Raw genomic sequence first — 24,779 nt, forward strand, 5'->3', positions numbered from 1 at the left:
AACACGGCATCGACCGCGTCCGCGCAACCGAGCACCTGCCCTACTCATTCCTTCAACACACCGGACTGTCACTCTAAAACACGAAGCTCAGTAAGTTCTCACGCCAGCGCTTTCGGCGACCGTGTTCGCGAACTCGGCAAGGCCCTCGGCTAGCGCTGGAAATGCGACCAACGCAGCCCTCGGTTGCAAGGCCCGAGGACCACGCTGGTCGGCTGCTGTCTCGTTGTTAGCGTCAGTCGACGCCTGGCTTGTTCGGTCAGCCCGGCGGTGTGAGGCCGAGGCAGCCAGCGGCGCTGCCGTGCACCCAGCCAGTGACGTTCGTGGTGTCGTCGGTCAGGTTGACCCAGTCAGGGGTTGTGGGCGATCCGCCGACGAGCTGGTGCAACCGGTAGGCATGGGCCTTGTAGTAGACATCGTCGACGGGCGACTGCAAGTCTGCCGCGCGGTGGATACGGGCACCGTCTTGAATGGACAAGGCGGTGCCGGGCGGGCAGGCCCCTTCCGCGTGGGCTGTGCCGGTGAGGCCTAGCACCAGGATTCCCACGGCAGCTGCCAGGTTCACCGCAGCCTTACACGTTTTTCGCATGGAACATTCCTTTCGCAGAACAAACCAATTTCCAGTAATCTCGTTAAGGAAGAAAACTTCGCCAGCCGGGATACGCTGAAGGCGGACCCCAGCGAGCGGGATTCCAAGGAAACGAGCGATTCAGTGGTGCATCAGAGCACGTGTTGGTGCGGGTTTCCTTGGCGCGGCTCTTCTAAGTGGGGCAGTCCGCATGACCCGGCGATGCAGTCGTCGGGGGTGGCGGCTTGGGCTGCGAGCGCTGTTCCAGCGGCGGGCAGCGCGGCCAAGACTACAGCGATCAACGCGGCTCGTACCGTGTTCGCGGCAGCCTTGTGAAAGTAATGATTTCCTATCTTCATTTCATTTCCCTTCTCTTTTTGGGCGCAGTTCTCCGTCGCGAGAATTCGCCCTGGGCGGGTGCTGTGTGGACCGGCGCGGTTAGTTTGTGATGCGGAGGATGGCCGCGGTCCAGGTCATGCCGACGCCGATACCGAGCAGGGCGATGTGATCTCCGGCGGTGACGAGGCGCCGGGTGAGGAGGTGGTGCAGGTCGACGATGTGGTCGCAGGCGCCCATGTGGCCGTAGCGGCGAGCGAGGAAGGCGCTGCTGCGTTCTTCGGGGATCCCGAGCGGCGCGAGACAGTGCCGGTGGGTCAGCGGGGCTCCGTAGTGCGGGCAGAGCAGGTAGCAGAGGTCGTCGAGTTCGATTTCGGCGTCATACAGCGCTTGCTTGACGACGGTGCTGACTGCGGCGGTATTGAGGGCTTCGAGGCGGCCGGGGCCGTCGTGGGTGGCCAGCCAGTGTGCTTTTCGCTGGCGTAGCTGGATCGGTGGCCTGTAGGTGTTGCCGTTGTACCAGCCGGTGTTTCCGCGATGGAGGCCTTCCAGCTGTGGTTGCGTGCAGGAGGCGGTGGAGATCAGCTCGGCCACGGTATCGGCGCGGGTGTCGCGCGTGAGTAGGACGGCGGCTCCGGCGTCGCCGTAGGTGATGCCGGGATCGGTTTGCCAGCGGTCGAACAGAGGTGTGTGGAAGGTGTCGCCGGCGGTAAGGAGCGCCGCGTGGCCGGATTGGCCTTTGAGGACGTTGGTGGCCAGTTCGAGGCCGGCGACCATGCTGTTGGACATGCCGTTAACCGCGAGGGTCATGGTGGTGTCGAGTCCGAGTTGGTCGGCGACGAAGCAGTTGGGTGACCAGAAGTCGATGCCTGGGTCGTGGATGGTGGCGTGCAGGTGCAGGTCCAGGCGGCGGTGGAAGCCGTGGAGAGCTTGGCGTCCTGCACGCGTCGCGAGTTCCGGTCCGGTGCACTCTGGTGCGACGGCGACGGATTCCTGGTGGTTCCGCTGTGCTTGCTGGGCGCTGTAGTGGCCAGCGCGGATGGCGTCGGCGGCGGGCGTGAGGTCGCCGGTGACCGCTCCGATGCCGTTGATCGTGATCCCGTGGTGCCGCATACCCGATCACCTCTCCGGACGGGTCGCGCCGGAGAGGCGTCCGGTGAACCACACTTCGCGGAATCCGTCGGCGCCGATCGAGCAGTCACGGCTGAGCGTGTGAAAGACGGGATCGAGGGCGCGGTTGACGAATCCGAGGAAGACAGGCTTGGCGGCGTCGGTGACCGCGGACAGGTGGCCCCAGTCCTCGCCGTCTTGCCACCGCAAGATAAACAGCGTTCTGGATCTTCCGGTTTCTCGCACGGTTCGCATGATGGATCACTCCATTCCCGCGCACAGCGCGGCAGGAAAAAGAGAAACGGGGAGCCCATTCAGGAAATCGCCTTCGCTGTGAGGGGATTTCCCGTGTTGTGGGTCTCGCCAAGGTGACACGGGCACGGTTCCGGTGTCAGTTTTTGGCCCCACCCAACCAACAGATACACCCATCCGAGTGAGCCCGACGCCCAGCACCTTGGGTCTTTCAACATCGAAAACCCTTGAAACAGAACAAGATCACGACGAAGCCTAGCTCCCTGGGATGTTGCGGACGGGCACCAGGAAGTGGTTGTCCCGCCTGAGACTTCACTCGAACGGGCGCATACTCCGGTTGACGGGGGCCAAAATCTGACACGAGGCGCAATCCAATGTCAGGCTCACTCGTCCCCGGACCGCCGCGACAAAACCGGCTCCCTCGGACTTTCTCGCAGCCTGGTCCCCAGTTTCGGAGGTGACATTGTGGTGCCGACCTTTTCTTCCCCGCCTCACATCAGTGGCGGGTGTCGTTCACACGCCAACACCTTCCAGCCTTGTGCCGCTGGTGGCGGTTCTCGTCCTCGCGGGCATCGTGGTGGGCCCGCTGCTGGCGTGGGCGGTGCGGCCGTGGGTGGTGTGGTCGACACGTCCCTGGCCGATCGCCGGGTTCAGCGCTGCCGGCGGCGCCGTCTCCTTCGCCGTGGGGTGCCGCTTCGCCACCGAGCCCGCGCTTGCCGCCTGGTGGTGGTGGGCGATCTGCAGCGTGGCGCTGGCCTGGATCGACCTGTCCTGTCACCGATTGCCCCGCCCGTGGGTGATCGCGCTGGCCGCAGGCGGAATCGCCGTGTTCGCCGTCCACGCCATCACGGTCTCCTCCCCGGCAGCGCTGCTGCGATCGGTCTCCGCCGGTGTCCTGGTTCTGGCCGTTGGTTCGCTCGCCTACTGGGTCGCTCCGGGTGGGCTGGGCTACGGCGACATCACGTTGCTCGCCGCGATCGCGCTGTACACCGGGTGGATCGGGTGGCGCACTGTGTTGGTGGGCATCGTCGCGTCGCTGCTGGTACTCGGCCTATTCGCCGGCCTGGCATGGGCGACCACGCTGCGAGCCCGGACCGCACGCATCGCCGCCGGCCCCAGCCTGATCCTCGGCGGCTGGATCGCCGTCCTGCTCTGACGTCCCTACCGCGAAAGGCCCTCCACATGCGCACCACGACACCCCTCGCACTCCGCCACACCGTGAGCGTGGCGCTTTGCGCCTCAAGTGTTCTCGCGGCCGGGTGTGCGGCCACTCCGCCGCCCACCACAACGCCCCCAGCACCGAACATTGCTCCCCTCCCGGATCGAGGCGGGGATGAGCAGGCTGCGATCGAGCACGCGTACAAGGATTTCTGGCGTGTGTCGTGGGTATCGGACGGCGAGCCCGACTCCGCGTGGGAGAACCGGCTGCGGGAGGTCACGGCTGGTTCGTTTGCCGACCACATCGCCTCCCGGGTGCGGCAGAAGCGCTCCGAGGGGACCGGGTTCTATGGCGCCATCACGCCCCGCATCACCGACATTCGTGTCGAGGGTGACCGGGCCACGGTCGTCGACTGCCAGGACACCAGCCATGCCGGCCAATCCGATCTGGCCACCGGTACTCCCAGGACGGTAGGCATTGAGCGCAATGCGACGCGGGCAACGATGGTCCAGGAAGCCGACGGCATGTGGCGGGTGTCGCAGGTCGAGTTTCCCGAGGGTGAATGCTGATGCTCAACAGCACCCGTCTCAAGCGCCTGACCATCACCGCACTGCTGTGTTTCGTCTATACGCCAGCTGTTGTCGCACAAGGCGATGTGAACGTGCAGCCTGATGACCTCGGGGATGATCTGTATGCCCACCCAGTGATCGAGATGGAAGCGACCAGTCCGGGGAAACCATCGGGCTCGAAGCCTTGGGGAACCGGCAGTTCTCACCCAGGGTCTGTCGCTGCTGCGGCCCCGCCGGTCCCCATGTGCCCGACGTTGCTGTGCGATGCCCCTGGCCAGTCTGAGGATCCCGCGTTCCTACTAGGTTCCCAGCCGTTGTCGACGTGGTGCTTGGGACCGTTGGACGAGGGGCAGTGCCCCAGACCGCAGCCTGCGGCAACCCCGTCCTCTGCCGGGGCTTCGCCGGACCCAGCTCACTTGGCGCAGCAGGCGGTACAGCGGCTGCGGCTGCCGTTGCCGGCACCGCGGCATTCGCCGGATCTGCGATTGCGGGATGGCCGTTCTGCGACCGTGGTCGGTGAGCACACCTGGTTCTGGACGGACCGTGCTGACTGGCGGCCCCAGCGCGAGCGGGTGCAGGCCGGGGCGGTGTGGGCGGAGGTCACGGCAGTGCCGGTCCGGTTGTCGATGTCACCGGGCGGTGGCCAGCCAGTGGAATCGTGTCCGGGCCCCGGAACACCATATGACCGGTCCTTCGGTGTGCATGCGTCCTCCCCGGACTGCGATGTCATATACATGCGCTCCTCGGTTGATCAACCCGGTGAGCAAGTCACCGCCGAGGTCTCGATCGCGTGGCAGGTGACGTGGCAGGGCTGGACCGGTAGTTCCCCCGCCGGTGGTGAACTGCCCGCGATGACCTCCCGTGCTCAGTCCCGTTTCGCGGTGGTCGAGGCGCAGGCGCTCCGCACTCACTGAATTCGTCTTCCCCGCATCCTTTTCTTTGTTCCGTGAATTCCTTGTTAGGGAGAGGTCTATGTCCAGCACCGGTACTTTCGGCATCACCACGTCGTACTCGCACGGTCAGAGTGGGGCCACGACTGCTGGTGGGTCGCCGCGGATTCCGCGACGGCGACGCTGGTGGCTCCTGGCAACATCACTGGTTCTGGTTGTTGGCTCGGTGGGCGGAATGCTGACGGCCATTGCCATCGTCAGGGAGCGCGAGTCCATGCTGGTGCTCACCCGTGATGTCGGCTGGGGTCAGCCGATTACGGATACTGATGTGACCACTGTGGACCTTCCACCGGACGCACGCCGCTATGTGATTCCTGATTCCGACCGTGCTCGCGTCCTCGGCCGTGTCGCCGCGAGCAACCTGCGTGCCGGCCGGCTGCTGTCCCCCACGGATGTCACGACGCAGGCTGTGCCCGCCGCAGGTCAGCACGTGTTCGGGATTCGCCTGGAATCGGGGCATTTCCCGGCACGGGGCCTCGCCCCGAACGACCCGGTCGCCGTCCTCGCCCTCACACCGTCGGCCGGCGCAACGGGCGACACGGTCGCTGCCGGTGGTGGGTTTCGCGCTCGGGTGGTGCAGGTGTCGCCTCCGGATGCCGACGGCGCGATTGTCGCGGACGTGCTCATTCCCGCCGAGGCCGCGGAGCAAGCCAGCGCTGCTGCAGCAGGTGGGGCGCTGGTGATGCTGCTGGGCCCGAACCGCTAACGCTGAGGTTGTCACGTCTAGGGATGGGAGTTGTGTGATGGCTGTGATCACAATGTTGTCCGCGAAAGGATCGCCAGGGGTCACCACAGCGGTCGCTGCCTTGGCAACGGTATGGCCGTGTCCGGGTCTGGTGGTGGATGCGGACCCGGATGGTGGTGATCTGCTGCCGGGGTGGGCCGGCCAGTGGTGGGTCGACGGGCGGTTGACGGCGGAGCGGGGCGTGGTGAGTTTCGCTGCCTCCACCCGGCATCTCACCTCGGTCCCCGCTGAGGGACTCGTGGGTCATGTGCAGGAGATCCCCAGCACCGACCATCTGCGGCTGCTGTCGGGCGTGACCAGCCGCGCACAGGCCGGTGCCATCGGCGAGGACGGCTGGCGGCGGCTGGCCGACGCAGTCCGTGACGTCACCACCAAGGGCGGCCCGGACGTGTTGGTGGATGCGGGCCGGTGGGTGCCGGAAACACCGTGGCCGCTGATCACCGAGGCCGATCTCGTGCTGGTAGGGGTACGGCCGAGCCTGCGGCACGTCTCAGCGACCCATCCGCTGCTCACAGCGTTGCGGGAACTGGTGCCGTTGCACCGGTTGGGGGCGGCGGTGTCCGCGACCACGAGCCGGGAAGCCGACAGTGTCGCACGCGCGTTGGGCATCCCGGTCGGGCTGGAGTTGCCGGAGGATCCCGCCGCCGCGCGTGCACTCTCGGACGGGTTCACGCAGTACCGCGAACCCCGCCATTCGGCGCTGCTGCGTACCAGTCGCACCGCGGCTCGCCGCCTCCACCTTCGCCTCAACCCACCACCAGCCGGCACCACGGCACCGGCCTCCGAGGCGGCGCTTGTGCGGGGTGATGCGGCATGAACGCAGAGATCAACGGCCACCACGCCCCAGTGGGTAGGGAGCGGTCTGGGTTCGTTCCCGATCATCAGACGGTGCGGGCATTGCGCGCGAGGGTGGCTGGGCGCCTGCAGACAGCGGACGGCACCTCGTCGCGGGAGCAGGCGGAGCTGGTCGCCGAGGAGATCACCGCCTGGTCCGTGCAGCGTGCCTCCCGTGGTGACCCGCCGTTGTCCGAACAGGACGAGCGGGCACTCGCGGCTGCGGTGCTGGCCGCGCTGGCGGGTTTGGGTGGGCTGCAACCGTTGCTGGAACGCGGCGATGTGGAGAACATCCACCTCCACGGCCACGACCGCGTGTTCCTGGAACTGGCCGACGGCAGCCTGCAACGCTGGCCCCACCCGGTCGCCGCCTCGGATGCGGAGTTGCTGGCGCTGCTGGAAGCGATGTTCTCCCGGCTGGGGCAAACCAGCCGGGAGTTCTCCCCGGCACGGCCGATCGGGAACCTGCGGCTGCCCGCAGGCGGGCCCTTGGGGGCACGGTTGGCAGCGGTACGGGAGGTCACCGATCGGCCGCGGGTGGCCATCCGCCGCCACCGCCTCACCCACACCACCCTCACCGACCTGCACCACCAGGGCAGCCTGGACACCAGGCTGCGGCATTTCCTGCAGGTCGCCGTCGCCGCCGGGCTCAACCTGCTGGTCACCGGTGGCCCGTCGACGGGCAAGACCACGCTATTGCGGGCATTGTGCGACGAAATCCCGAAGCACGAGCACGTCGTCACCGTCGAGGACGACTACGAACTCGGACTGCACCTCAACCCGGCACGGCATCCGGTGGTCACGCCATTGGAGGCACGCACCGCCAACGCCGAAGGCGTCGGCGAGATCAGCCTCGACGACTTGCTCAAACAGACGTTGCGTCATTCCCCGGCGCGGGTGGTGGTCGGCGAGGTGCGGGGCGGGGAGATCACCGCCCTGCTGCGGGCGCTGGGCAACGGCGCCGCCGGCGGCATGGGCACGCTACACGCGGTCTCAGCACGGGTGGTGCCCGACCGGATCGCCGCGCTCGGCCAGCTCGCCACACCACCGCTGCCGGTGGAGGCCGCGCACCGGTGGGCCGCCTCGGCGTTGGATCTCATCGTTCACCTCACCCGCCGCGACCAGGACGGCCGGCGGGAGCGGTTCGTCACCGAGATCGCCGAAGTCGGCCACGTCGGCGACGCCGCCATCCCCGATCTCACCACCCTGTTCGGGCCCCGCCCCGGTGACGCGCGCGCCATACCGGCGTGTCCGCCCAGCCCCGTATTGCTGACACGGCTGGAAGCCCACGGGCTCGACCGCAGCATATTCCAGCACGCAGGCGGCCGCTGGGAGCACGACCAGGGTGGTGAGCGATCGTGATGGCAACCGCAGTGGCGGTCCTGTGTGGACTCTTGTGTGTGGGAGTTCTGCTCGGCGTCATCGCCGTCATCCCGCACACACCGAACTGGGAATCCCGCCGAGTAGCTCATCTCCGGGTTGTCCGGTGGCTACGGGTGAGTCGGCGTCGGCTGCTGCTCGCGGTGACGGCGGCGGGGGTGGTGTGGTGGGCGACCGGGTGGCCCGTGGCCGCAGGAGCCGCGATCGCCGCCGTCTATGGTCTGCCCCGGCTGCTGGCGCCGCGCAGCGACCGTGACGCGATCGCGCTGCAGGAGGCGCTGGCGGTGTGGACTCGCCGCGTCGGGGATCTGCTGGCGTCTGGTGCCGGCGGCCTGCACCAGGCGCTGGCCCGCTCCGCCGACACCGCACCCGACCTGCTCGCCGCCCCGCTGCGCCGGCTGGCCGCGCGGCTGTCGACCCATGGGCCGGAGCAGGCGCTGCGGGCTTTCGCCGAGGAGTTCGCCGATCCCACGGTGGATGAGGTCGTGCTCGCGTTGTTGCTGCGGCTGCGGGCCGGTGGGCGTGGCGTGGTGGAGATCCTGCACGCCCAAGCTACTGCGCTGGACGCCCGCGCGGGGCTGCGGCGGGAGATTGAAGCCGACCGGGCAAAACCCCGCACCACCGTGCGCACCCTCGTCGGGATCACGGCTGTCATGGTCGCCGGTCTGCTGGTGTTTTCCCGCGGTTACCTCGCCCCGTTCGACAGCTGGACCGGCCAAGGTGTCCTGGCGATCGTGGTCGGGATCTTCGCGCTCGCGTTGTGGCGGATGCACCGCTTGTCCACCACACCGCGCGGCACCCGCTACCTGGCTGCAGAGGAAACGCCATGACCACCATCCTCGTTGTCCTCGCAGCCGTGTTGGGTGTGGGACTGGCGGTCGGGGTACGTGCGGTCGCCGGGCCGGCGCCGATGGACCTCGCCGCAGCCTGGCACCACATCTGCACCCGCACCCCCGGCGCCGATCCCGCAGTCGGCTGGCGCGCCCACCGCAGGCGGCTTCTCGCCTGGCTCACCCGGCGCGCGGAACGGACACAGCACCGGTGGCTGGCGCTTCCGGTGCGCGACCTCAACCTCCTCGACACCACACCCGCGGCCTATATGGCGACGCGCCTGCGCTGGACGGCCTGCAGCATCGCCGCCGCGACCCTGTTCACCGCCGCGCCAGCAGCGGTGGGGATGGCGCTGCCGCTGGGAATGTCGGTGGTGATCGTGCTCGCCGCTGGCGTGGTGGGGGCGATGGTGCCGGCCTGGCGGCTCCGGGAGCAGGCGAAGGCGGCGCGGGAGGACTGCCGGCGGGTCCTGGCCGTCTATCTCGACCTCGTCGCTCACGAGCGCGCTGCGGGCCACGCTCCCGCACAGGCGTTGCGGGAGGCCGCCGGTGTGGGTGGGCACTGGCTGTTCCTCCGCCTGCACCGCACGCTCGTCCACGCCGAGCACAGTGGACACTCCCCGTGGGATGCGCTGCGTGATCTCGGTGACCGTATCGGGTTGCGCGACCTCGTCGCCGTCGCTGATCTGGCAGCCACCGCCGCCGAAGGTGCCGCGATCTACACCAGCGTGACCGCCCACGCCGCCCGTCTGCGCTCCGCCGCGGTCAGCACCGACAAAGCCGACGCCAACGCCCGCACCGAACGGCTCACGCTGCCGGTCACCGCACTCATGCTCGGCTTCCTGATCCTCGTCCTCTACCCGACCATCGGCCGTCTCATCGCCGGATAAGACAGTTTTTCGTTACACATCAACCGGATTGACAGGAAAGAAGGTCGTCATGTTCCTCGCGCGGCTGCGTCACCACACCACCACCGCCGGCATGTTGCTGCTGGCCATCTGGGTCGCCCTGGCCGGTCACCTCACCCGCGACCGCGAGCGGGCGGCCCGCTTCGACGACGAGGGGTCGGAAAGCACGGAGAAAGCCGTGCTCACCGCGATCGGACTCACCATCGCTCTCGGTCTCGGTGCCGCGATCACGGCCGTTGTCTCGAAATATCAAGGCCAACTCCACTAACCCCTGGGCGCCCACCATGAGTACACGCCGTCTAGTCCAGACGTCACCGCCCGCGCTGAGACAGGATCGCGGCTCGGTTGCGGTCGAGTTCGCGGTGCTCGCTCCCCTGGCGCTGATCCTGCTCATGTCGGTCCTGCAGGCGGGGTTGTGGTGGCACACCCGCACCCTGTGCCTGTCGGCCGCCCAGCACGGTGTCCACGCCGCCCGCACCGTCACCGGCACCGCCGGCCACGCCCATGCCGCCGCCACCGGCTTCCTCACCCGCGCAGCAACCCTGGCCGCACAACCGGCGGTGACCGCCGACGTCGACACCCGGTCCGTGACCGTGCGGGTCTCTGCCACCGCGCCCCAGGTCCTGCCCATTCCCGGCCTTGCCTGGCGCGTGGAGCAGGAAGCCCGCGCCAGCAAAGAACTCTTCACCACACCCGGGAGCCAGCCATGAACCACCACCGCCGCGATGCGGGGTCCGCGAGCGTGGAACTCGCAGTCCTCACCCCGATGCTGCTCGCGCTGCTGGTGCTGGCCATCGCCGCAGGTCGCGTCGTCAGCGCCGACAACGCCCTCGAACACGCCACGACCGCCGCCGCCCGCTCGGCGTCCCTGGCCCGCACCCCCACCGCCGCGCACACCGCAGCCGCCGACACCGGAACACACGCGATGGCCGAGCAACACCTGGCGTGCGCGGGAACGCGACTGCACGTGGACACCAGCATGTTCAACCGTGCGGGGCAACCCGGCCACGTCACGGTCACCCTGAGCTGCGCCGTCGCGCTGTCCGATCTCACCGGCCTGCCCGGACTCCCCGGCGCCATTGCCCTCGAGGCGAGGTTCGCAAGCCCCGTCGACCCCTACCGGACACGCTCATGACCCGCCACACCAAGCGGTCCCGGGAGGACGGGTCGGTCAGCGTGCTGGTCGCGGTGCTCGTGCCGTGCCTGCTGCTGATCGTCGCAATCGTGGTCGACGGTGCCGACCGGCTGCGGGTGCTGGCCCGCGCCGACGCGGTGGCCGCCGAAGCCGCCCGCGCCGCACTCACCGCGCTCGACACCCGCGGCGCCACCATCACTCTCGACACCCGCGCCGCCCTCGGCGCCGCCCGCCACTACCTCGGCACCACCGGCCACACCGGATCAGTAGTGCTGGAGGGCGGCAGCACCGTGCACGTCACCGTGCACTATGCCGAGCCCTCCAAGATCGGGCTGCTCTGGGACACCCACACCGTCACCGGCGACGCCACCGCCGGACTCGGCGTCGGCACCAGCACCCCCGGCGGCCTGCCATGACCACCACCCGCCGCACTGTCGCGGACCGGATCCGGGCGGTCGCGGCCGTGCTCGGACTCGCCGCCCTCCTCGCCGGGCTCCCCGTGATCCTGGCGGTCGCCGGCGACGTCCTCATCACCCTGCCGAACCTGACCTGGCCGGCCCTCGACGACTCGACGCTGGCACCACCACTTGCCGAACAACTGCGCCCCTGGCTGGAAAACACCTGGCACACCCTGCGTCTCGACCTCGGCATCGACGGCGCCCTCACCCTCGCCCTGCTCGGCGTCGGGTGGGTCAGCTGGTTCGTGATGCTCTGGTGGAGCGTGTGCGATCTCCTACTCCTCGTCCGCTTCGGCGCCGACGTCACCCGGCAGAGGCTGGCGAGGATCGGGCCCCGTGGGTGGATCACCGGCCTGGTGGCCGCCGCGATCGTCGCCGGCACCCCGTCGAACGTCTCCGCCACACCGGTATCCCCTCCGGTGGCGGTCACCGCACCCCAGCACCCCGGTGGTGTCGGGCCGGCGCCCCACGGCCCCGACGCCACCATGCGGCTGGGTTCGGGCGGGTACCCCGACCTGCCCGAACCCAGCACCCCCGAAGCCATCGACGACGACATCCGCCCGGACTGCCCCCGCTACCGTGTCACCCGCGGCGACACCCTCTGGGGTCTGGCCGCGCGCCACCTCAGCGACCCCCACCGCTGGCACGAGATCCTTGATCTCAATGCCGACCGCATCGGCGACGGCGAGTACCTCCTCACCGGCTGGATCCTCCTGCTGCCGCCGGATGCCACCCACCTCCCCGCCCCCGTGGTCATCCCCGACGACGCGCGCTGGATCACCGTCCAACCGGACGACACCCTCACCACCATCGCCGAACGCGAACTCGGCGCCCCCGACCGGTGGCGCGAGATCGCCGACCTCAACACCCACCACCCCCAGGCCGACGGCCGAGTCCTACGCGACCCGGACATCCTCTTTCCCGGCTGGCGACTCGCCCTGCCACCCCCACACGACCACGCGCCCCAGCCGGCACGTCCGAACACTCCGCCGGCTGAACCCACCAAAGACGACCCGGCATCGTCACTGGAAAGCCTGGGGCCATCCATCCCCGACACGGCTGTTGCTCCGGTGCGCGGCCCAGGCGTGGAGATCGCCCCGGGTGTGTTCCTCGGTTTGGGACTCGCCGCGGCCGCCAGCGCTGCGCTGATCATCGCGCGCCAGCGGCACCGCCGTACCCACCGTCCCGGAACCACTCCCCCGCCGGACTATCCGGTTCCACCCACGGTGTACCAACTCAAACTCGCCCATTCCCGCGCCACCCAACCCCGCCTCGACACTGCCGAGCCCGTCGATGCTGGCCTCCCCGCGTGCGGAGAATCCGAAGAAACCACAACGGAACCCGGCGATGTGATCGCCGACCTCGGCGCCGGCGAGACCGGTGACACCGTGCAGCTCAACGTGGCTGCGACCGGCGGCCTTGGCCTGACGGGACCGGGAGCCGAGGGGGCAATGCGGGCTGTCATCCTCGGCCTCCAGAACCACCGGCCGCGACGGGTGGCCGTGCAGCGAACCGTCGCGGACGCGCTGTTCCCGAACCAAGCGGCGCTACCGCCGCCACTCGAGGTGACCGATGATCTCGACACCGCCCTCGACGACCTCACCGCGAGCGACGGCCGACGGGGCGTGCTCGTGGTGTCCTCGCCCCTGCAATCTCCGAACACGGGCCTGCGTGCCCGAGTGCACGCCGCGGCCAGCAACGGTGACCCCGCGGTGCTCGCCCTCGGACGATGGGATGCGGGAACGACACTCACCATCGACGCCAACGGAATCGTGGACTCAACGACCCCGGACGCCGCAGCGGAGCATTTGCTGGGCATCCGGATGTTCACCGCTACCCCACACGCTGCCGACGACCTACTCACCCTCGCCCACCACGCCGGCCCCCACCCTCATCAGGCCACCGCGACAGCCTCGAGAACACCTGCAGCTCCCGGGGCACACGCGGCCGGTCACGACACGCCCCAGCCCGCACCTCTCCCACGAGAATCCACACCGGACGCGGAAGAAAACAACCCATCCCCCGGCGACGGGGCCGCTGCCGGCACAAGCACAGAGCACTCCGGGACCGGCAGAACACCGGACCCGAACGCTGACGTATCCAACTCCAGTAACGCGGTGCTGGCGTTGCGGGTCCTCGGGGAATTCGCCTTGTCCTGCAACGACGAGCCTGGCGACTGGCGGGACCTCTCCGCGGAGCTCGCGCCACGCCAACGCGAGCTCCTCACCTACCTCGCCGTGCATCCCGATGGTGTTGCCCGCGACAGCCTCATCACCGACCTGTGGCACACCAGTCCCCCAGCACGCCCCACCAACGCACTCAATACCGCCCTCTCCCGGCTACGCGCCACACTCACACACGCCACCCACGGCAGGGCCGGCGACATCGTCGACACCCACAACCAGCACCTGCGATTGAACCCGGACCTCGTCAAAGTCGACTACCACCGCTTCACCCACGCCGAACACAGCCTCCGCCGCACACAGAACACGACACAGCGCCTCGCCGCGCTAAGCGAAATCATGGATTCCTACCGCGGTGAACTCGGCGAAGGCATCGACTCCGAATGGATCCACACCACCCGGCACGCCACGCAACGCACCGCGATCAACACCATCAGCGAACTCGCCCGCCACCACGTCGCCGACAATCCCCAACACACCCTGGAACTGCTGGAAACCGCCGCCGGATTCGACCCCTACAACGAACATCTCTACCGCGACATCATGCGACTGCAAGACCGTCTCGGCATCCACGACGGCATCCCCCGCACCCTCACGCTCCTCGAAGCGCGGCTGCGGGACATCGACTGCGCACCCGCACCAGAAACCCAAGCCCTTGCCACCGCACTGCAACACCGCCACGCCCAGCAAGTGATCCGGTCAGTTCCCCAACCGCCGACCGCCGACACGGGGATACGCCACGCCGGTCCAGTTCACCCCGCCGCACAACACCCCGGTTGACAACACCCCTGACCGGAGCGTCCATACCACTGGCCCTGGAAATTGAAATTCACCAAGGAGGTAACGGAAATGTCCTCAGTAGACCGTTCACTGCTTCACACACCACCGACACAAGAACTGCGCGCTCCCGGCCCACGGCCGCACCGGGCGCCTGCCCCGCCGTGCCCCTCACCTGCCGCGCGTACCCGGGTGACCTGCCCCCTCGGTCCTCCGCCGCCGATGCGCATGCCCCGCAACACCGGCGGCATCGTCATCACCTCCACTGACCGAGACCCTCACCAGGCCCTCACTGGCTTCACCGGGGCCTGGAAGCCGAACCTCAGCCCCGCCTCCCTTCCTGCGGGAACCGTTGTCCTGCAGCTCCTTCCACCCGCCGACGGCGACGATCCCGATCTGGTCGACGTCTGGTTGTGGCTCACCCGCCGCGGGCGCTGGCTGATGCTGGGCTGCTGGAAGAACGCAGGACCGGGATGGACCTACCGCGCCGCACCACTGATCCACGCCGCCCTGCCCGCACCACAGGCCGGCGCAGCATCCCAGGACACCGCAAGCTCACCACGACTGCGCGCCGTGCCTTCCCGCCGCACATAAAAGCCCGTCGCCATGATGAACCCGGCCAGCGGTGCCGACGGTCAGGCCGCCCCACATGTGGCGAGGGGCGATCTGACCGTCGGCAGAACAACAAGTCCACCTGGCTCCGGCAGCGCCCTACTCGGCCAGCAGGGCAGCCTGTCGAGCTACTAGATCGATGAAAACTGCGGCGGCGCCAACTCTGGGGCACGCGTGGAATTCCGCGGTTCTTTCGGGGTGTGCGGTTCCACCACCGTGATCTCAGCCGGGGGCTCGGGATCGGTGTGGTCTGTCTGCTCCGTGGCAGGCTGGTGGGTGAGGTGTTCGCGGGTACGCTGGGCTGCCTCTCGAATCTGCGCTGTCAGGCCTCTGTTGGTGTCGCGGGCCCGGCGTTGATCGCGCTCGGCGCGCCGGTTCCCGCCGCCGGCAGTCGGTTCCCGACGCGCGTGGGTGATGTAGCGCTGAAGCAGGGACCGAAGGTGCTGCGCGTGGTGGGCGTTGAGGTCGATCTCATAGACCACTCCATCCAAAGAGAACGTCGTGGTCTGCTCGGCGGGTGAGCCGTCGATGTCATCAACGAACTCGACCACGGTCTTTTCAGCCACAGCACCATCCAAACAGCAAGTCCAGAGATCCATTACAGGAGCCCCGAAGTCAGCAGGTGCTCCTTGCTGCGGAAGCATAGAACATCGCCGCCCGCAACAGCCAGCACATGTGACACCCCAGAGAATGCCGCGACCGCAATCCACCCGGACGCGGCGCTCCGTGCATTTTATCTCGGGCGGTTGCCCTACAATCCGTTTCCGTACAGGCGTCCGACATTCAAGATACCGGACAAACGAAGGGAACTGTATGGCTCAGAAAGTCACCGTTCAGCTCGTCGACGACATCGACGGCACGCCCGCTGAGGCCACCGTCGAGTTCGGACTGGATGGAGTCGGTTACGCGATCGATCTGTCTCAGGACAACGCCGCCGGGCTTCGGGACGCCCTGACACGTTATGTGTCCCATGCCCGCCGGACCGGGGGACGTAAGCGCGCGTCCATCAAGCCTGGCATGGCTGCCGCGCCGCAAGCCCCGGACAAAGAACGCAATCAGGCCATTCGCACCTGGGCTCGCGAACAAGGTTTTCAGGTGTCCGACCGAGGCCGTATCCCCGCGGAGATCGTCGAGGCCTACGACAAGGCCCAATAAATTGCAGGCGGGGCCGCGGCGGACACGTCCGCGGCCCCGCCTGCACCACACGGCTGTCGGCATGAGCAGCGGGCCAGCATTGGGGGTGCATATGGAGGATCACCAGGTGGATCCGCAGGAGGCGGCGCTTAGACGACCACCCCCTCTGCGACTGTCCCGCGCTGCGTAGCGAGCGTCACGGGGGATCAGCAGGTATCCCCGACTGGCCTGGCCACAGGCCGGGAGAAACATCGAGGCGGGCTGCCGGCCAGGCATCACGTCATGACACTCCAAGCTCGCCTCCCACTGCCCATTTCCCGATAGATAGCCCCCTCGCTATCATTGTTTTTCATTTTAGTCTTTAGATGCATTTCAGGCCACCACTTTCATTGATTCCACTGGCCGGCACATTGCGAATCGAATAACAATGCAGCGTGATTTCAAAATACCGACAGTTCGCCCCCATTGGGTGATTCGAAAAGAGTCCTGAAAATGGGGGCGCTATTTGTTGAATCGTGCGCGGCACAGAGCTATCTTTGAACCATCACCGGGGGAACCGGGAAATCACCGAAATGCCGCCCCTGGCGGACTATGTTCACCGAGGGAGCTACCGTGCCGATGGCCGCGATCCAACCTGCCGCCGAAACCTGCGAACCGGACGATGCCGCCGCCGAAACCGAGACGCCGATTGTGTGGCCCACCGCATGGGAAGGGGAATTGCACATGACACCGCCCGCCGGTTCGCCGGGAACCTCCACGCCCACTCCGGCGCCCTCGGGTGCTTCGGGGGGTGTGCGGTTGCGCAGTGGCGAGCTGCGGCGGATTGTCGCCGAATTCCTGGCCGATCACGCGGGAACGGAATTCACGCCGCGCGACATAGCTAAAAAGTTGGGCCGCTCGTCGGGCGCGGTCGGGAACGCGTTGCAGGTGCTCACCGATCGCGGCGAGGCCGAACGGACCTCGTGGGCGCCGCTACGGTACCGGGCGACGGCCGCGACCGCCGGTGCCGCGACCGCCCCGAGCGCACCGGCGGCGAGCCCCGCCAAGGCCCCGCGCCGCCCCCGGAAAGCCGCACCCACGCCAGCCGCGCCGGAACCCGAGGCTCCACACCCGACTCCCGTGCCCCCGGAAGAGGAGCCCGTGTCGGGTCCGGTGACCCGCCCGAACGGGCAGACCTACCACCCCCGGCAATTGTCGGGGTTGCCGGATGTCACCGCGTTGCGCAAGCTACGCGCCGCAGGTGTGTCCTCCCTGCTGTACGGGCCCCCCGGAACGGGGAAGACCTCGGTCGTCGAGGCCGCCTTCCCGGACCTGATCACAGTGCAGGGCGACGGTGACACGACGGTCGCGGACTTCGTGGGCGAATACACCCAGACACCCGACGGCCGTTACGTTTTCGTCCACGGCCCCCTGGTCACCGCGATGCGTGAAGGCCGGTGCCTGTTCATCGATGACGCCACCCTGATCCCGCCCACCGTCCTGGCCGTGGTGTACCCGGCCATGGACGGACGCCGCCAGATCACCGTGAAAGCCAACGGCGGCGAAGTGGTGACCGCCGAGCCCGGTTTCTACGTCGTCGCCGGACACAACCCCGGCGTGCACGGCGCGGTCCTCACCGACGCCCTGTCGTCACGGTTCTCCGCGCAGATCCAGGTCTCCACGGACTTCGATTTGGCTAAGCAACTGAAAATCGACCGCCGCGCGGTGCGCGTGGCGCGGAATCTCGCGACGCGCCAACGCAAAGGCGAGGTCCGCTGGGCCCCGCAGCTTCGCGAACTGATCGCGTTCGAACGGATCTCCGCCGTACTCGGCGCAGACGCTGCCGCAGCGAACCTCGTGGGTATCGCGCCGGAAGAGGACCGCGACACCGTAGCGGCGGCCGTGCGCGACGCGTTCGGCACCGTGATCGAGCCGCTAGCACTCGGCGCACGGGTCTAACCCCACACCCCGCCACTTCGAAAGTCCTGGAAGGACGATCCCCATGAGTACGCATCTGATCAGCGACACCACTGTCGACAAGACCCGCCTCGATTCGTCCCGCGACGCCGTGTGGTTGCGCCTGTCCGCCACACTCACCGACGAGGTTCCGGTCATAGCCGACCGGGAAGACCTCCTCGTCACCATCGCGCCCGGGGCGGGGCACGGGTCGCCCGCCTGCTACTTCCCGCACCACGCCACGATCGAGATCGACGGCACCCACCTGGGCACAGTGGACCCCACCACTATGACCCCCGACCGCCTCGGCGACCGGGCCCGCTACGCCACCGCGTGGGGCTTGCTCACACACGAATGCGCCCACGCTCGCCATTCCGTCTGGGAACCGCCCCGCGACGCGCCGCCCGGCGCGGTCGATGCCGCGATGCTGCTGGAAGAATCCCGCATCGAGGCCTCCCAGATCCGCCGCCGCCCCGACGACCGGCACTGGCTGCGCGCGTCGGCCACCAACCTCATCCTCGCCGACACCCACGCGAACGACCCCACCCGCGCCCCTGGCATGACGCCGCACGCGGCCGCCCACGCGGCCGCCCTGCTGCAAAGAAGACGCCGCGAAAGCCGCGCGGAAGGTCTTCTCCGCAATCGGCGGACCGCGTACCGGGAAAACCACAATCACAGGGACACGACCCCCCACAGGGCAGGAACGCGCTGCCGGGCGCCGACTCGGTCGCGCACTGAGCACGGCCGGAATCCGCGACCGTGTGGCAACAAAGACAACCTCGCCCACACCACCCGGACGGCTGCGGATGCGCGGCGCACTGGCCGCCGACGCGCAACGCGCCGCCGGGGCGCTACCGACCGCCGAACCGTTCACCCGCACCACCCGACGCATCGCGCCCAGCCCACCACTGCGGCTCGGTATCGCCTGTGACGTGTCCGGATCCATGGGGGCCTTCGCCGGACCTGTCGCCTCCGCCGCCTGGATCCTCAACCACGCCACCCACCACGCCCAGATTCCGGCCGCAGCCGCGACCGTGATCTTCGGGAACCGGGTGCGCGCCATCACCCACCCCGATTCCGCCCCCGCGCACGTGACCGAGTTCGACGCCGACGACAACTACGAAGACATCCCGCGCGCCATCAACGCCCTCGACGGAGCCCTGGACCTCTACCGCCCAGCAGCCGCGCGGCTGCTGGTCATCGTCTCCGACGGTCAATACCGGCACGACGCACGCACAGAAGGACAGCGCCGCGTCGATCGGTTGCGCGCCAACGGATGCGCCGTGCTGTGGCTCGCACCCGACAGCCCCTGTGTGAGCCCACTGCACGGCGTCACCGTTCACCCACTCGCCGATCCCACTGCCACCGCGCACGCCATCGGCCAAGCCGCCACCGCAGCCCTACGCGCCGCCCGCTAGCCGCCCCGCCAGGTGGCCGGACCTCCGGCCACCTGGCACCCGGTAGCCGCTCCAAGCGAAAGCCAGCCCACGGCACCAACTGACCACAGTGGAAGCGTCAGAATAGGAGAGAGCGTTGCCCGAGAACCGTTTCAACAGCACCGACAAGGTCCTGACCGAAGTCGCGGATATTACCTGCGCAGAACTCGACGACACCCACCCCGTCGACATCGTGCTGAAGGTTATCGCAGAGAACTTCGCCCACCATCATGACGCGGCCGAGCGATTCGCCGCCAGCATCTCCCGCTACCTGCACGGAGTCGCCGACGGCAACCGTCACCTCTTCAGCCTCGCATCGTGTTCGGACTCGGGAAACTACGACGCGGCCATCGCGAGCATGCAAGCCCTGCGAGAACCTCTCTCGGCCGCTGTCTACGCCTACAGGCAGGCGCACCGCACCGGGCCCCAGGAAACCAACGCCGCCACCTGACCGAACACACTACGAAGCCAAAACGGAGAACCAGCCGTGTCGCACACCATCATTGTTGAAACCTGCCGTAGTACATGGGACTTCTACGAATATCAACGAATCGCACGCATCGCAGACCGGACGGTCCGCGTACGAATCCATCGCTATCTCGACACCTCTCAGAGCTACGCCGTCGCCGAAGTGCTCGCCGACAACGTGACCTGGACCCACCTCACCAACGACGCCCCTGAGAACTGGCTGACGGACACCAGACACCCCCGGACAAGCCGTATCTCTCCCACAGACGAGCTCGGCCGCGCAGCCGACCGGCTTGTCCACCGTGCCGAGGCTATCCTCGCCAACCCTCCCGGAGTCAACGTCTCCACTACCGAGCTGGTTGCCACGCTGCACGCACTGTTCGCCACCACGTACGGCTACAACGGCGAGACCACGATCGAGCCCGACGACATTGAATGGGCACAGTCGAACGGATATCCCCTTCTGATCATCCCGCAGACGAACGGCTCGATCACGCTCACCAAAGCACACGAGAAGCAGTGCGCCTTCATCACCAGCTTCGGCCGCGAAGAATGCAGCGACTGCCCCACACCCTTGCTCAACGACAGGGACACCGGCGGCGGTCTTGTCCCATGAAAATGTCCGACTACACCAGCCGGGGAGCCACGAGATGCCCGACACAGCCACATCTCCCGCACGCGCCCGTTCCGGGCTTGCTCTGCGCGCAGTCGACGTCGCACGGTCCCTGCGCGCAACCGATCCAGACGGCTTCAACCACCGCCACGATGGCCCACCACAGTGGACTCGGTGGAAACGGCGCGCACGCGTGGCCCGCACGATCGCGGCCGCGCTGCAAGTCCCGGTGGCGTGGGTGACCGTCGCCGACGATGCCCACCGCACCTACCGCGCCCGAAGCGGCCCCGTCCCCGGGGACCTGATCACCGTCACCGACACATCACGCTCATGGCGGTTCGTCCCCGACCTCACCACTACCGGCGACGGATGGCTCCTGATCGACGTCTGCCCCAGCTGCGGCGCGGACGTTCCGACTGCCCGCATAGCCACGCTCGCCGACCTCGGCGACCACCTCGACCCCGATCACAACAAGGGGCCCGTAGACGAGTTCTACACCGACCCCGGCCACCTACCAGGCTGCCAAGACACCCCACTACGGCACTAAAACCACGATCCCGGATCACCGCCCGCGACGCCGGACGCATCCCCGCGCACGCCGAATCCACGATCAGCGCCTCCAGTCTTCTACCGGGGATCCCAACGAATCCGCTGTGCCGAATCACCGGCGATCCAGCCCATGCTGATGCCACCGGGACGTCGCCGAGCACAGCGCGTCCAGTCGGGCATCAACGCTTCGGGTCGCCTTGCTCTACCGGCTGGCAAGGCAACGCTCATGCCAGTCCACGGTTTCCCATCATTCACTCCCGCAAATTCGACCGTGGCGCCAAGCTCGAGGACCAACGCACCGCAGGGCCAGGCTCCCTTCCGGGGGGGCTGGCCCTGCTACGTGATTCTTTCGTCGGTGAGTGGTTTAGCTGGCGGGCATGTCGGTTTGTTTGGCGGCGAAGCGCTTGGGCTTGTCCTGCGTTTGCACTGCGTAGCCATCGGCGACGAGCTTTTCGAGCGCGTTGTTGACCGCCCCGGAGGAGCGGTTGAGTGCTGTGCCGATGGCGTTGGGGCTGAATTCTTCTCCAGAACGTTCGGTGAGGTAGTCCTCGACCATGCCGCGCAATTCACCCTTACTCAGGCGGGGCCCCTTGGTGATTGGGCCGGGAGCATCATCGACGCCGCTGGCCTCTTGTGCGTCTTCCCCGGATTCCTGGCCCTCTGCGGTAGATTCGTCGTTCTGGCCGGGGCTTTGCCGCTGGCTTGGCTCGTCCACGACGGCCGGTTGCGGCGTGGTGTCGTCGCGTGCGGGGGAAGCTGCTCCGGGCAGGGGCGTGATCTGGTCGGTGTGGGTCATGGTCCAGCAGTCGGCGCTGCGGCGTCCGCCGTCGCCGATGCCGGAGATGCGGGTGACGCTGCCGTCTTTGGCCCACGTTGCCAGGATCTTCCCGGCTGTGGATCGGCCGACTCCGGCAGCTTCGGCGATGTCGATAGTGGTGGCGCCCGGGTTGGCGTGGAGTGCGGCCCACACCTTGTCCTGGGATTCGGTGCGCATAGGCGTCGGGTTCCTATCGGTGTCGGCTGTGGGAACGGCTTTCAACGGGCGCTGCTTGGCTGTGGTGCGGGCGTTGTCGTTCTTGCTGGGCATGACGGTTCACTCCTGTTTGGGATGGGTGGTGGGTCATGCCCCCGGGGGCGGTGCAGCCCCCGGTGCGCTGCCGGTCGAGCGGGCTACACAGACATGGACGCTTCGTTGTCCTGGTTCTGTCAAGCGGATTCCGGACAAGATGACTGTCTTGTGTAGACATTGCTCCGATCGGGCACGCCGGTGCCCATTCCGCAGCCCCAGCGAATCGAATCGCCATCGGCCCCGGGCGCGGTGATGTGCAGGGGTACGTGTGTCACTGGTCGCACAGGGCTGGCCCGCCGTGCCGCCGGAAGAACGTGACCGGATCGGTTGGCTGCCCGTGTTGTTCGATCTGGAAGTGCAGATGTGGTCCGGTTGATTCGCCACGATTTCCGACCTCGGCGATGAGTTGCCCGGTGCGGACTTGCTGGCCTGGTTGGATGTGATTGCGGTTGTTGTGACCGTAGGTAGTGATGGTGCCGTCGGGGTGCTGAATACGGATCCAGAGGCCGAAGCCGGTGGCGGGTCCGGCGTCAATGACGGTGCCGCTGCCAGCGGCGAGGATCGGTGTGCCGAGTGGTGCGGCGATATCCAGTCCGCGGTGGAAGCCGACGCCGCGGGACCCGAAGCGTGAGGTGCATTGCCCCTGCACGGGTACAGTCCACTGCCCCGCTGCTGGTGTCCTGGTGCAGGTGTGTCCGTGGAGGGCCGTGAGGAGTTGTCGTGCTGCGGGTTCGTGGCGGGCGTAGGCGTGCGGGAATCCGGAGCGCTGGACAGTTTGTGCGGCGTCGTTGATGCTCATCGCCGGCCAGTCGGGCAACGCGAGTAGGTGCCGGTAGAACTGGGTCGCGCTGTAGGTCGGGTTCAGGATTTCTTCTCGCGTGCCCCAGCCTTGGGATGGGCGTTGCTGGAACAGGCCCAGGCTGTCGCGGTCACCGTGGTGAAGGTTGCGCAGCCGGGACTCCTGGATGGTAGTGACCAGCGCGATGATCCATCCGCGTTCGGGCACGTTGAGCTGTTTGCCGACCGTGATGATGGTTGTGGCGTTGGCGAGTTGCTCAGACGTGTAGCCGGGTACGGCGGGCGTCTCGTTCCCGGCGAATGTGCAGCGTGTCTCATGGGCACCGCCGAGGACCGTGGCGACGACACCGGCAGCCCCAGCGGCCATGAACATGATAAGGACGACGAGCCCGCCCACGACGGCGAGCACGATCTTGACGAGGGCAGACAAGGGCTGATCACCTCGAAAACCTGCGAGGCTGACGCGGAGGGGGCATCGGCATCGGCAGTACGCCCGGCGGGGTCGCGCCGGCCGCGGGGGCGTTCATGGTGCTGGGGGCTGGGAGGTTCCACACATCAGTGAGGTCGTGCAACGGGTACCTGGCGTCGCCTCCGGTGGCGGCAAGTGGCGCCCAGATGGGTTCGGCGGGGCTGGGGTGGCCGTGGTCGGGGTTGAGGCGGTCGGCCGCGGCGGTGGCGACGGGAACCCGGTGTGGTTGGTCGAGGTCGTGCCAGGTGCGGTGGAGTTGTCGGCGGACGGTGACTTCGCGGCGACTGGTGGGCAGCCACACCAGGACGGGGGTGGTGATGGCGGTGGCTGTGGCGAGGTGGGCGTAGCCGTGGATTTTGCGGGCGACGCGGGGCACGGTTTCGGTGCCGAGGTCGAATTCGAGGAAGAACTCGGTCTCGCCGGCAGGGGTGTGCCAGCGGCCGTAGGCGTCGGGGCGGACGAGGTCGCCGAAGTGGCGGACGCAGCGGACCTCCGACCACCACGCTCGCAGGGTTTCCTCGGGATGGTGGCGGGTGCGGGCGATGAGGGTGGTGAACCACTCGCTGACGCCGACGGTGTGGGCCAGGCGCTGGTGGTGGGCGATGCTCATGGTCCGGTCGCGGCGGTATCCGAGGTCTTTGACGTCCAGGCCGTGTTCGCCGGCGAGGACGGCGGCGCCGGCGGGGCCGAGGACGTAGTGCATGGGTGCGGTGCCGAGCACGATGGCGGGCTGGAAGCGGTCGAGGACCGACCATTGGAACAGCTCGCGCAGGCGCTGGCGGCCGGAGCGGAAGGACGGGAACGCGCAGGCGGTGATCTGGGTGGCGGTGAGCACGCGGTGTTCGTGCAGCATCCGGATGATCCATTTGTCGCGGGGTGTCAGCCGCCAGGCCAATGTGGCCTGGTGCTCAACGGAGTTCGCGACGCGCGGGGTCGGTCGTGCGGGTTTGAGGCCATGCAGCGCGCGCTGCCGGGTCGGGTTGGTGATCACGGGAGTAGCACCTCCAGACCAGAGGTCATGGACAGTCGGGTATCGCCACGACGAGCACGGAGGACCGACTTCGAACGCTCGTGGGTGGCTAGGTGTTGCGGCGTGGATCCGCGCTGCGGGATTGGTGTCCGTCCACTTCGGCGGGTTGTGATGCGGGCTGCTGGTTGGTGTGCCGGGCGATGCGGCGGATCTCCCGGGCGCGTCCGGGGATCGGTGGTGGGAGTGGTTGGGTGAGGAGGGTGAAGGGTTCGGCTTCGGCGCCGTGCAGGACCAGTCGCGCGGCGGCGTGGTAGACGTCCAGGTGCGCGAGGTCGTGGTCGGACAGGCGTGGTGTGGTGTGGCGGGAGAGTTCGCGGGCGTCTTCGGGGCTGGCGTTGAAGAAGATCTTGCTGCGGGCGTTGGTGGAGATTCCTTCCTTGAGCTCGCGTGGGAGTTGGCCAAGGTGCTGGTGGGCCAGGGTCATGGCGAGCCGGAATCCGCGGGCTTCGGCGAGCATGTCCTCCAGCGGGTAGGG

Annotated in this window: 28 protein-coding genes and 1 pseudogene; 21 read left to right on the top strand and 8 right to left on the bottom strand. The window is 67.9% G+C overall.

From position 1 onward, the window contains the following. Nucleotides 1-256: 256 nt before the first annotated feature. The 3 genes from AB0I53_RS44040 to AB0I53_RS44050 form a co-directional block, all read right to left on the bottom strand. Nucleotides 257-562: a hypothetical protein gene (locus AB0I53_RS44040; protein ID WP_358615634.1), complete on the bottom strand. Its 306-nt coding sequence runs from the start codon at nucleotides 560-562 to the stop codon at nucleotides 257-259. Nucleotides 563-1,003: 441 nt separating this feature from the next. After that, nucleotides 1,004-2,014, bottom strand: a complete 1,011-nt coding sequence (locus AB0I53_RS44045; protein WP_358615637.1) for a ketoacyl-ACP synthase III family protein — start codon at nucleotides 2,012-2,014, stop codon at nucleotides 1,004-1,006. A 6-nt stretch (nucleotides 2,015-2,020) separates the two neighbouring features. Then, a complete protein-coding gene (locus AB0I53_RS44050; protein ID WP_358615640.1) occupies nucleotides 2,021-2,221 on the bottom strand; it encodes a hypothetical protein in 201 nt (66 codons plus the stop codon). 589 nt (nucleotides 2,222-2,810) lie between these two features. On the opposite strand from AB0I53_RS44050, the gene AB0I53_RS44055 reads away from it, so the two are divergent. The 14 genes from AB0I53_RS44055 to AB0I53_RS44120 all read left to right on the top strand — a co-directional run bounded on the left by AB0I53_RS44055 (nucleotide 2,811) and on the right by AB0I53_RS44120 (nucleotide 14,785). Next, nucleotides 2,811-3,419, top strand: coding sequence for a prepilin peptidase (locus AB0I53_RS44055; RefSeq protein ID WP_358615643.1), 609 nt, complete (start codon nucleotides 2,811-2,813; stop codon nucleotides 3,417-3,419). A 221-nt stretch (nucleotides 3,420-3,640) separates the two neighbouring features. Then, nucleotides 3,641-3,991 (top strand): hypothetical protein, encoded by a 351-nt coding sequence (locus tag AB0I53_RS44060; protein WP_358615646.1) that lies wholly within the window; start codon nucleotides 3,641-3,643, stop codon nucleotides 3,989-3,991. Nucleotides 3,992-4,725: 734 nt separating this feature from the next. Further along, a complete protein-coding gene (locus AB0I53_RS44065; RefSeq protein ID WP_358615649.1) occupies nucleotides 4,726-4,905 on the top strand; it encodes a hypothetical protein in 180 nt (59 codons plus the stop codon). 58 nt (nucleotides 4,906-4,963) lie between these two features. Continuing rightward, nucleotides 4,964-5,647 carry an SAF domain-containing protein gene (locus AB0I53_RS44070; RefSeq protein ID WP_358615652.1) on the top strand — a complete coding sequence of 228 codons (684 nt, stop codon included), beginning with the start codon at nucleotides 4,964-4,966 and terminating at the stop codon, nucleotides 5,645-5,647. A gap of 133 nt (nucleotides 5,648-5,780) precedes the next feature. Beyond that, entirely contained in the window at nucleotides 5,781-6,503 is a 723-nt protein-coding gene (locus tag AB0I53_RS44075) for a hypothetical protein (RefSeq protein WP_358615654.1), read from the top strand. 71 nt (nucleotides 6,504-6,574) lie between these two features. After that, the gene (locus tag AB0I53_RS44080) at nucleotides 6,575-7,882 is read left to right on the top strand and encodes a CpaF/VirB11 family protein (protein WP_358615657.1); all 1,308 of its coding nucleotides are present in this window, start codon (nucleotides 6,575-6,577) and stop codon (nucleotides 7,880-7,882) included. A 134-nt stretch (nucleotides 7,883-8,016) separates the two neighbouring features. After that, nucleotides 8,017-8,730, top strand: a complete 714-nt coding sequence (locus AB0I53_RS44085; RefSeq protein WP_358615659.1) for a type II secretion system F family protein — start codon at nucleotides 8,017-8,019, stop codon at nucleotides 8,728-8,730. Beyond that, entirely contained in the window at nucleotides 8,727-9,620 is an 894-nt protein-coding gene (locus AB0I53_RS44090; protein WP_358615662.1) for a pilus assembly protein TadB, read from the top strand. The genes AB0I53_RS44085 and AB0I53_RS44090 overlap by 4 nt, the downstream gene beginning before the upstream one ends. Before the next feature lie 49 nt (nucleotides 9,621-9,669). Then, the gene (locus AB0I53_RS44095; RefSeq protein ID WP_358615665.1) at nucleotides 9,670-9,906 is read left to right on the top strand and encodes a hypothetical protein; all 237 of its coding nucleotides are present in this window, start codon (nucleotides 9,670-9,672) and stop codon (nucleotides 9,904-9,906) included. A 16-nt stretch (nucleotides 9,907-9,922) separates the two neighbouring features. Next, nucleotides 9,923-10,348 carry a TadE family protein gene (locus AB0I53_RS44100; RefSeq protein WP_358615667.1) on the top strand — a complete coding sequence of 142 codons (426 nt, stop codon included), beginning with the start codon at nucleotides 9,923-9,925 and terminating at the stop codon, nucleotides 10,346-10,348. Continuing rightward, nucleotides 10,345-10,773, top strand: coding sequence for a TadE/TadG family type IV pilus assembly protein (locus AB0I53_RS44105; RefSeq protein ID WP_358615670.1), 429 nt, complete (start codon nucleotides 10,345-10,347; stop codon nucleotides 10,771-10,773). Before AB0I53_RS44100 ends, AB0I53_RS44105 begins: the two co-directional genes overlap by 4 nt. Further along, complete coding sequence (locus AB0I53_RS44110; protein ID WP_358615672.1) at nucleotides 10,770-11,189, top strand: hypothetical protein; 420 nt, start codon at nucleotides 10,770-10,772, stop codon at nucleotides 11,187-11,189. Before AB0I53_RS44105 ends, AB0I53_RS44110 begins: the two co-directional genes overlap by 4 nt. Next, the gene (locus tag AB0I53_RS44115; protein WP_358615674.1) at nucleotides 11,186-14,194 is read left to right on the top strand and encodes a LysM peptidoglycan-binding domain-containing protein; all 3,009 of its coding nucleotides are present in this window, start codon (nucleotides 11,186-11,188) and stop codon (nucleotides 14,192-14,194) included. Before AB0I53_RS44110 ends, AB0I53_RS44115 begins: the two co-directional genes overlap by 4 nt. 225 nt (nucleotides 14,195-14,419) lie before the next feature. Next, nucleotides 14,420-14,785, top strand: coding sequence for a hypothetical protein (locus tag AB0I53_RS44120; protein ID WP_358615676.1), 366 nt, complete (start codon nucleotides 14,420-14,422; stop codon nucleotides 14,783-14,785). Between the two features lie 149 nt (nucleotides 14,786-14,934). On the opposite strand, the gene AB0I53_RS44125 is transcribed toward AB0I53_RS44120, so the two are convergent. Further along, complete coding sequence (locus tag AB0I53_RS44125; RefSeq protein ID WP_358615678.1) at nucleotides 14,935-15,369, bottom strand: Lsr2 family protein; 435 nt, start codon at nucleotides 15,367-15,369, stop codon at nucleotides 14,935-14,937. 247 nt (nucleotides 15,370-15,616) lie between these two features. On the opposite strand from AB0I53_RS44125, the gene AB0I53_RS44130 reads away from it, so the two are divergent. From AB0I53_RS44130 to AB0I53_RS44160, 7 genes are all read left to right on the top strand, one after another. Beyond that, nucleotides 15,617-15,958, top strand: coding sequence for an Lsr2 family protein (locus AB0I53_RS44130; protein WP_358615680.1), 342 nt, complete (start codon nucleotides 15,617-15,619; stop codon nucleotides 15,956-15,958). 702 nt (nucleotides 15,959-16,660) lie between these two features. Continuing rightward, the gene (locus AB0I53_RS44135) at nucleotides 16,661-17,875 is read left to right on the top strand and encodes an AAA family ATPase (protein ID WP_358615700.1); all 1,215 of its coding nucleotides are present in this window, start codon (nucleotides 16,661-16,663) and stop codon (nucleotides 17,873-17,875) included. Nucleotides 17,876-17,918: 43 nt separating this feature from the next. Next, on the top strand, nucleotides 17,919-18,803 hold the full coding sequence (locus AB0I53_RS44140) for a hypothetical protein (RefSeq protein WP_358615682.1): 885 nt from the start codon (nucleotides 17,919-17,921) through the stop codon (nucleotides 18,801-18,803). After that, entirely contained in the window at nucleotides 18,781-19,290 is a 510-nt protein-coding gene (locus AB0I53_RS44145) for a VWA domain-containing protein (RefSeq protein ID WP_358615702.1), read from the top strand. Before AB0I53_RS44140 ends, AB0I53_RS44145 begins: the two co-directional genes overlap by 23 nt. A 115-nt stretch (nucleotides 19,291-19,405) precedes the next feature. Continuing rightward, nucleotides 19,406-19,759 (top strand): hypothetical protein, encoded by a 354-nt coding sequence (locus tag AB0I53_RS44150; protein WP_358615684.1) that lies wholly within the window; start codon nucleotides 19,406-19,408, stop codon nucleotides 19,757-19,759. Nucleotides 19,760-19,795: 36 nt separating this feature from the next. Continuing rightward, nucleotides 19,796-20,392 (top strand): hypothetical protein, encoded by a 597-nt coding sequence (locus tag AB0I53_RS44155; RefSeq protein ID WP_358615686.1) that lies wholly within the window; start codon nucleotides 19,796-19,798, stop codon nucleotides 20,390-20,392. A 190-nt stretch (nucleotides 20,393-20,582) separates the two neighbouring features. Then, a complete protein-coding gene (locus tag AB0I53_RS44160) occupies nucleotides 20,583-20,936 on the top strand; it encodes a hypothetical protein (RefSeq protein WP_358615689.1) in 354 nt (117 codons plus the stop codon). A gap of 366 nt (nucleotides 20,937-21,302) precedes the next feature. Here the strand turns inward: AB0I53_RS44160 and AB0I53_RS44165 are convergent, their stop codons facing one another. The 4 genes and pseudogenes from AB0I53_RS44165 to AB0I53_RS44180 form a co-directional block, all read right to left on the bottom strand. Continuing rightward, entirely contained in the window at nucleotides 21,303-22,025 is a 723-nt protein-coding gene (locus AB0I53_RS44165; protein WP_358615691.1) for a helix-turn-helix domain-containing protein, read from the bottom strand. Between the two features lie 253 nt (nucleotides 22,026-22,278). Next, nucleotides 22,279-23,235 (bottom strand): M23 family metallopeptidase, encoded by a 957-nt coding sequence (locus AB0I53_RS44170; RefSeq protein WP_358615694.1) that lies wholly within the window; start codon nucleotides 23,233-23,235, stop codon nucleotides 22,279-22,281. Between the two features lie 7 nt (nucleotides 23,236-23,242). Continuing rightward, a complete protein-coding gene (locus AB0I53_RS44175) occupies nucleotides 23,243-24,265 on the bottom strand; it encodes a replication-relaxation family protein (RefSeq protein WP_358615697.1) in 1,023 nt (340 codons plus the stop codon). Between the two features lie 88 nt (nucleotides 24,266-24,353). Next, nucleotides 24,354-24,779: pseudogene (locus AB0I53_RS44180) on the bottom strand (type VI secretion protein); the annotation flags it as partial.

Source organism: Saccharopolyspora sp. NPDC050389, assembly GCF_040655595.1.
In the GTDB taxonomy this organism is placed as follows: domain Bacteria; phylum Actinomycetota; class Actinomycetes; order Mycobacteriales; family Pseudonocardiaceae; genus Saccharopolyspora.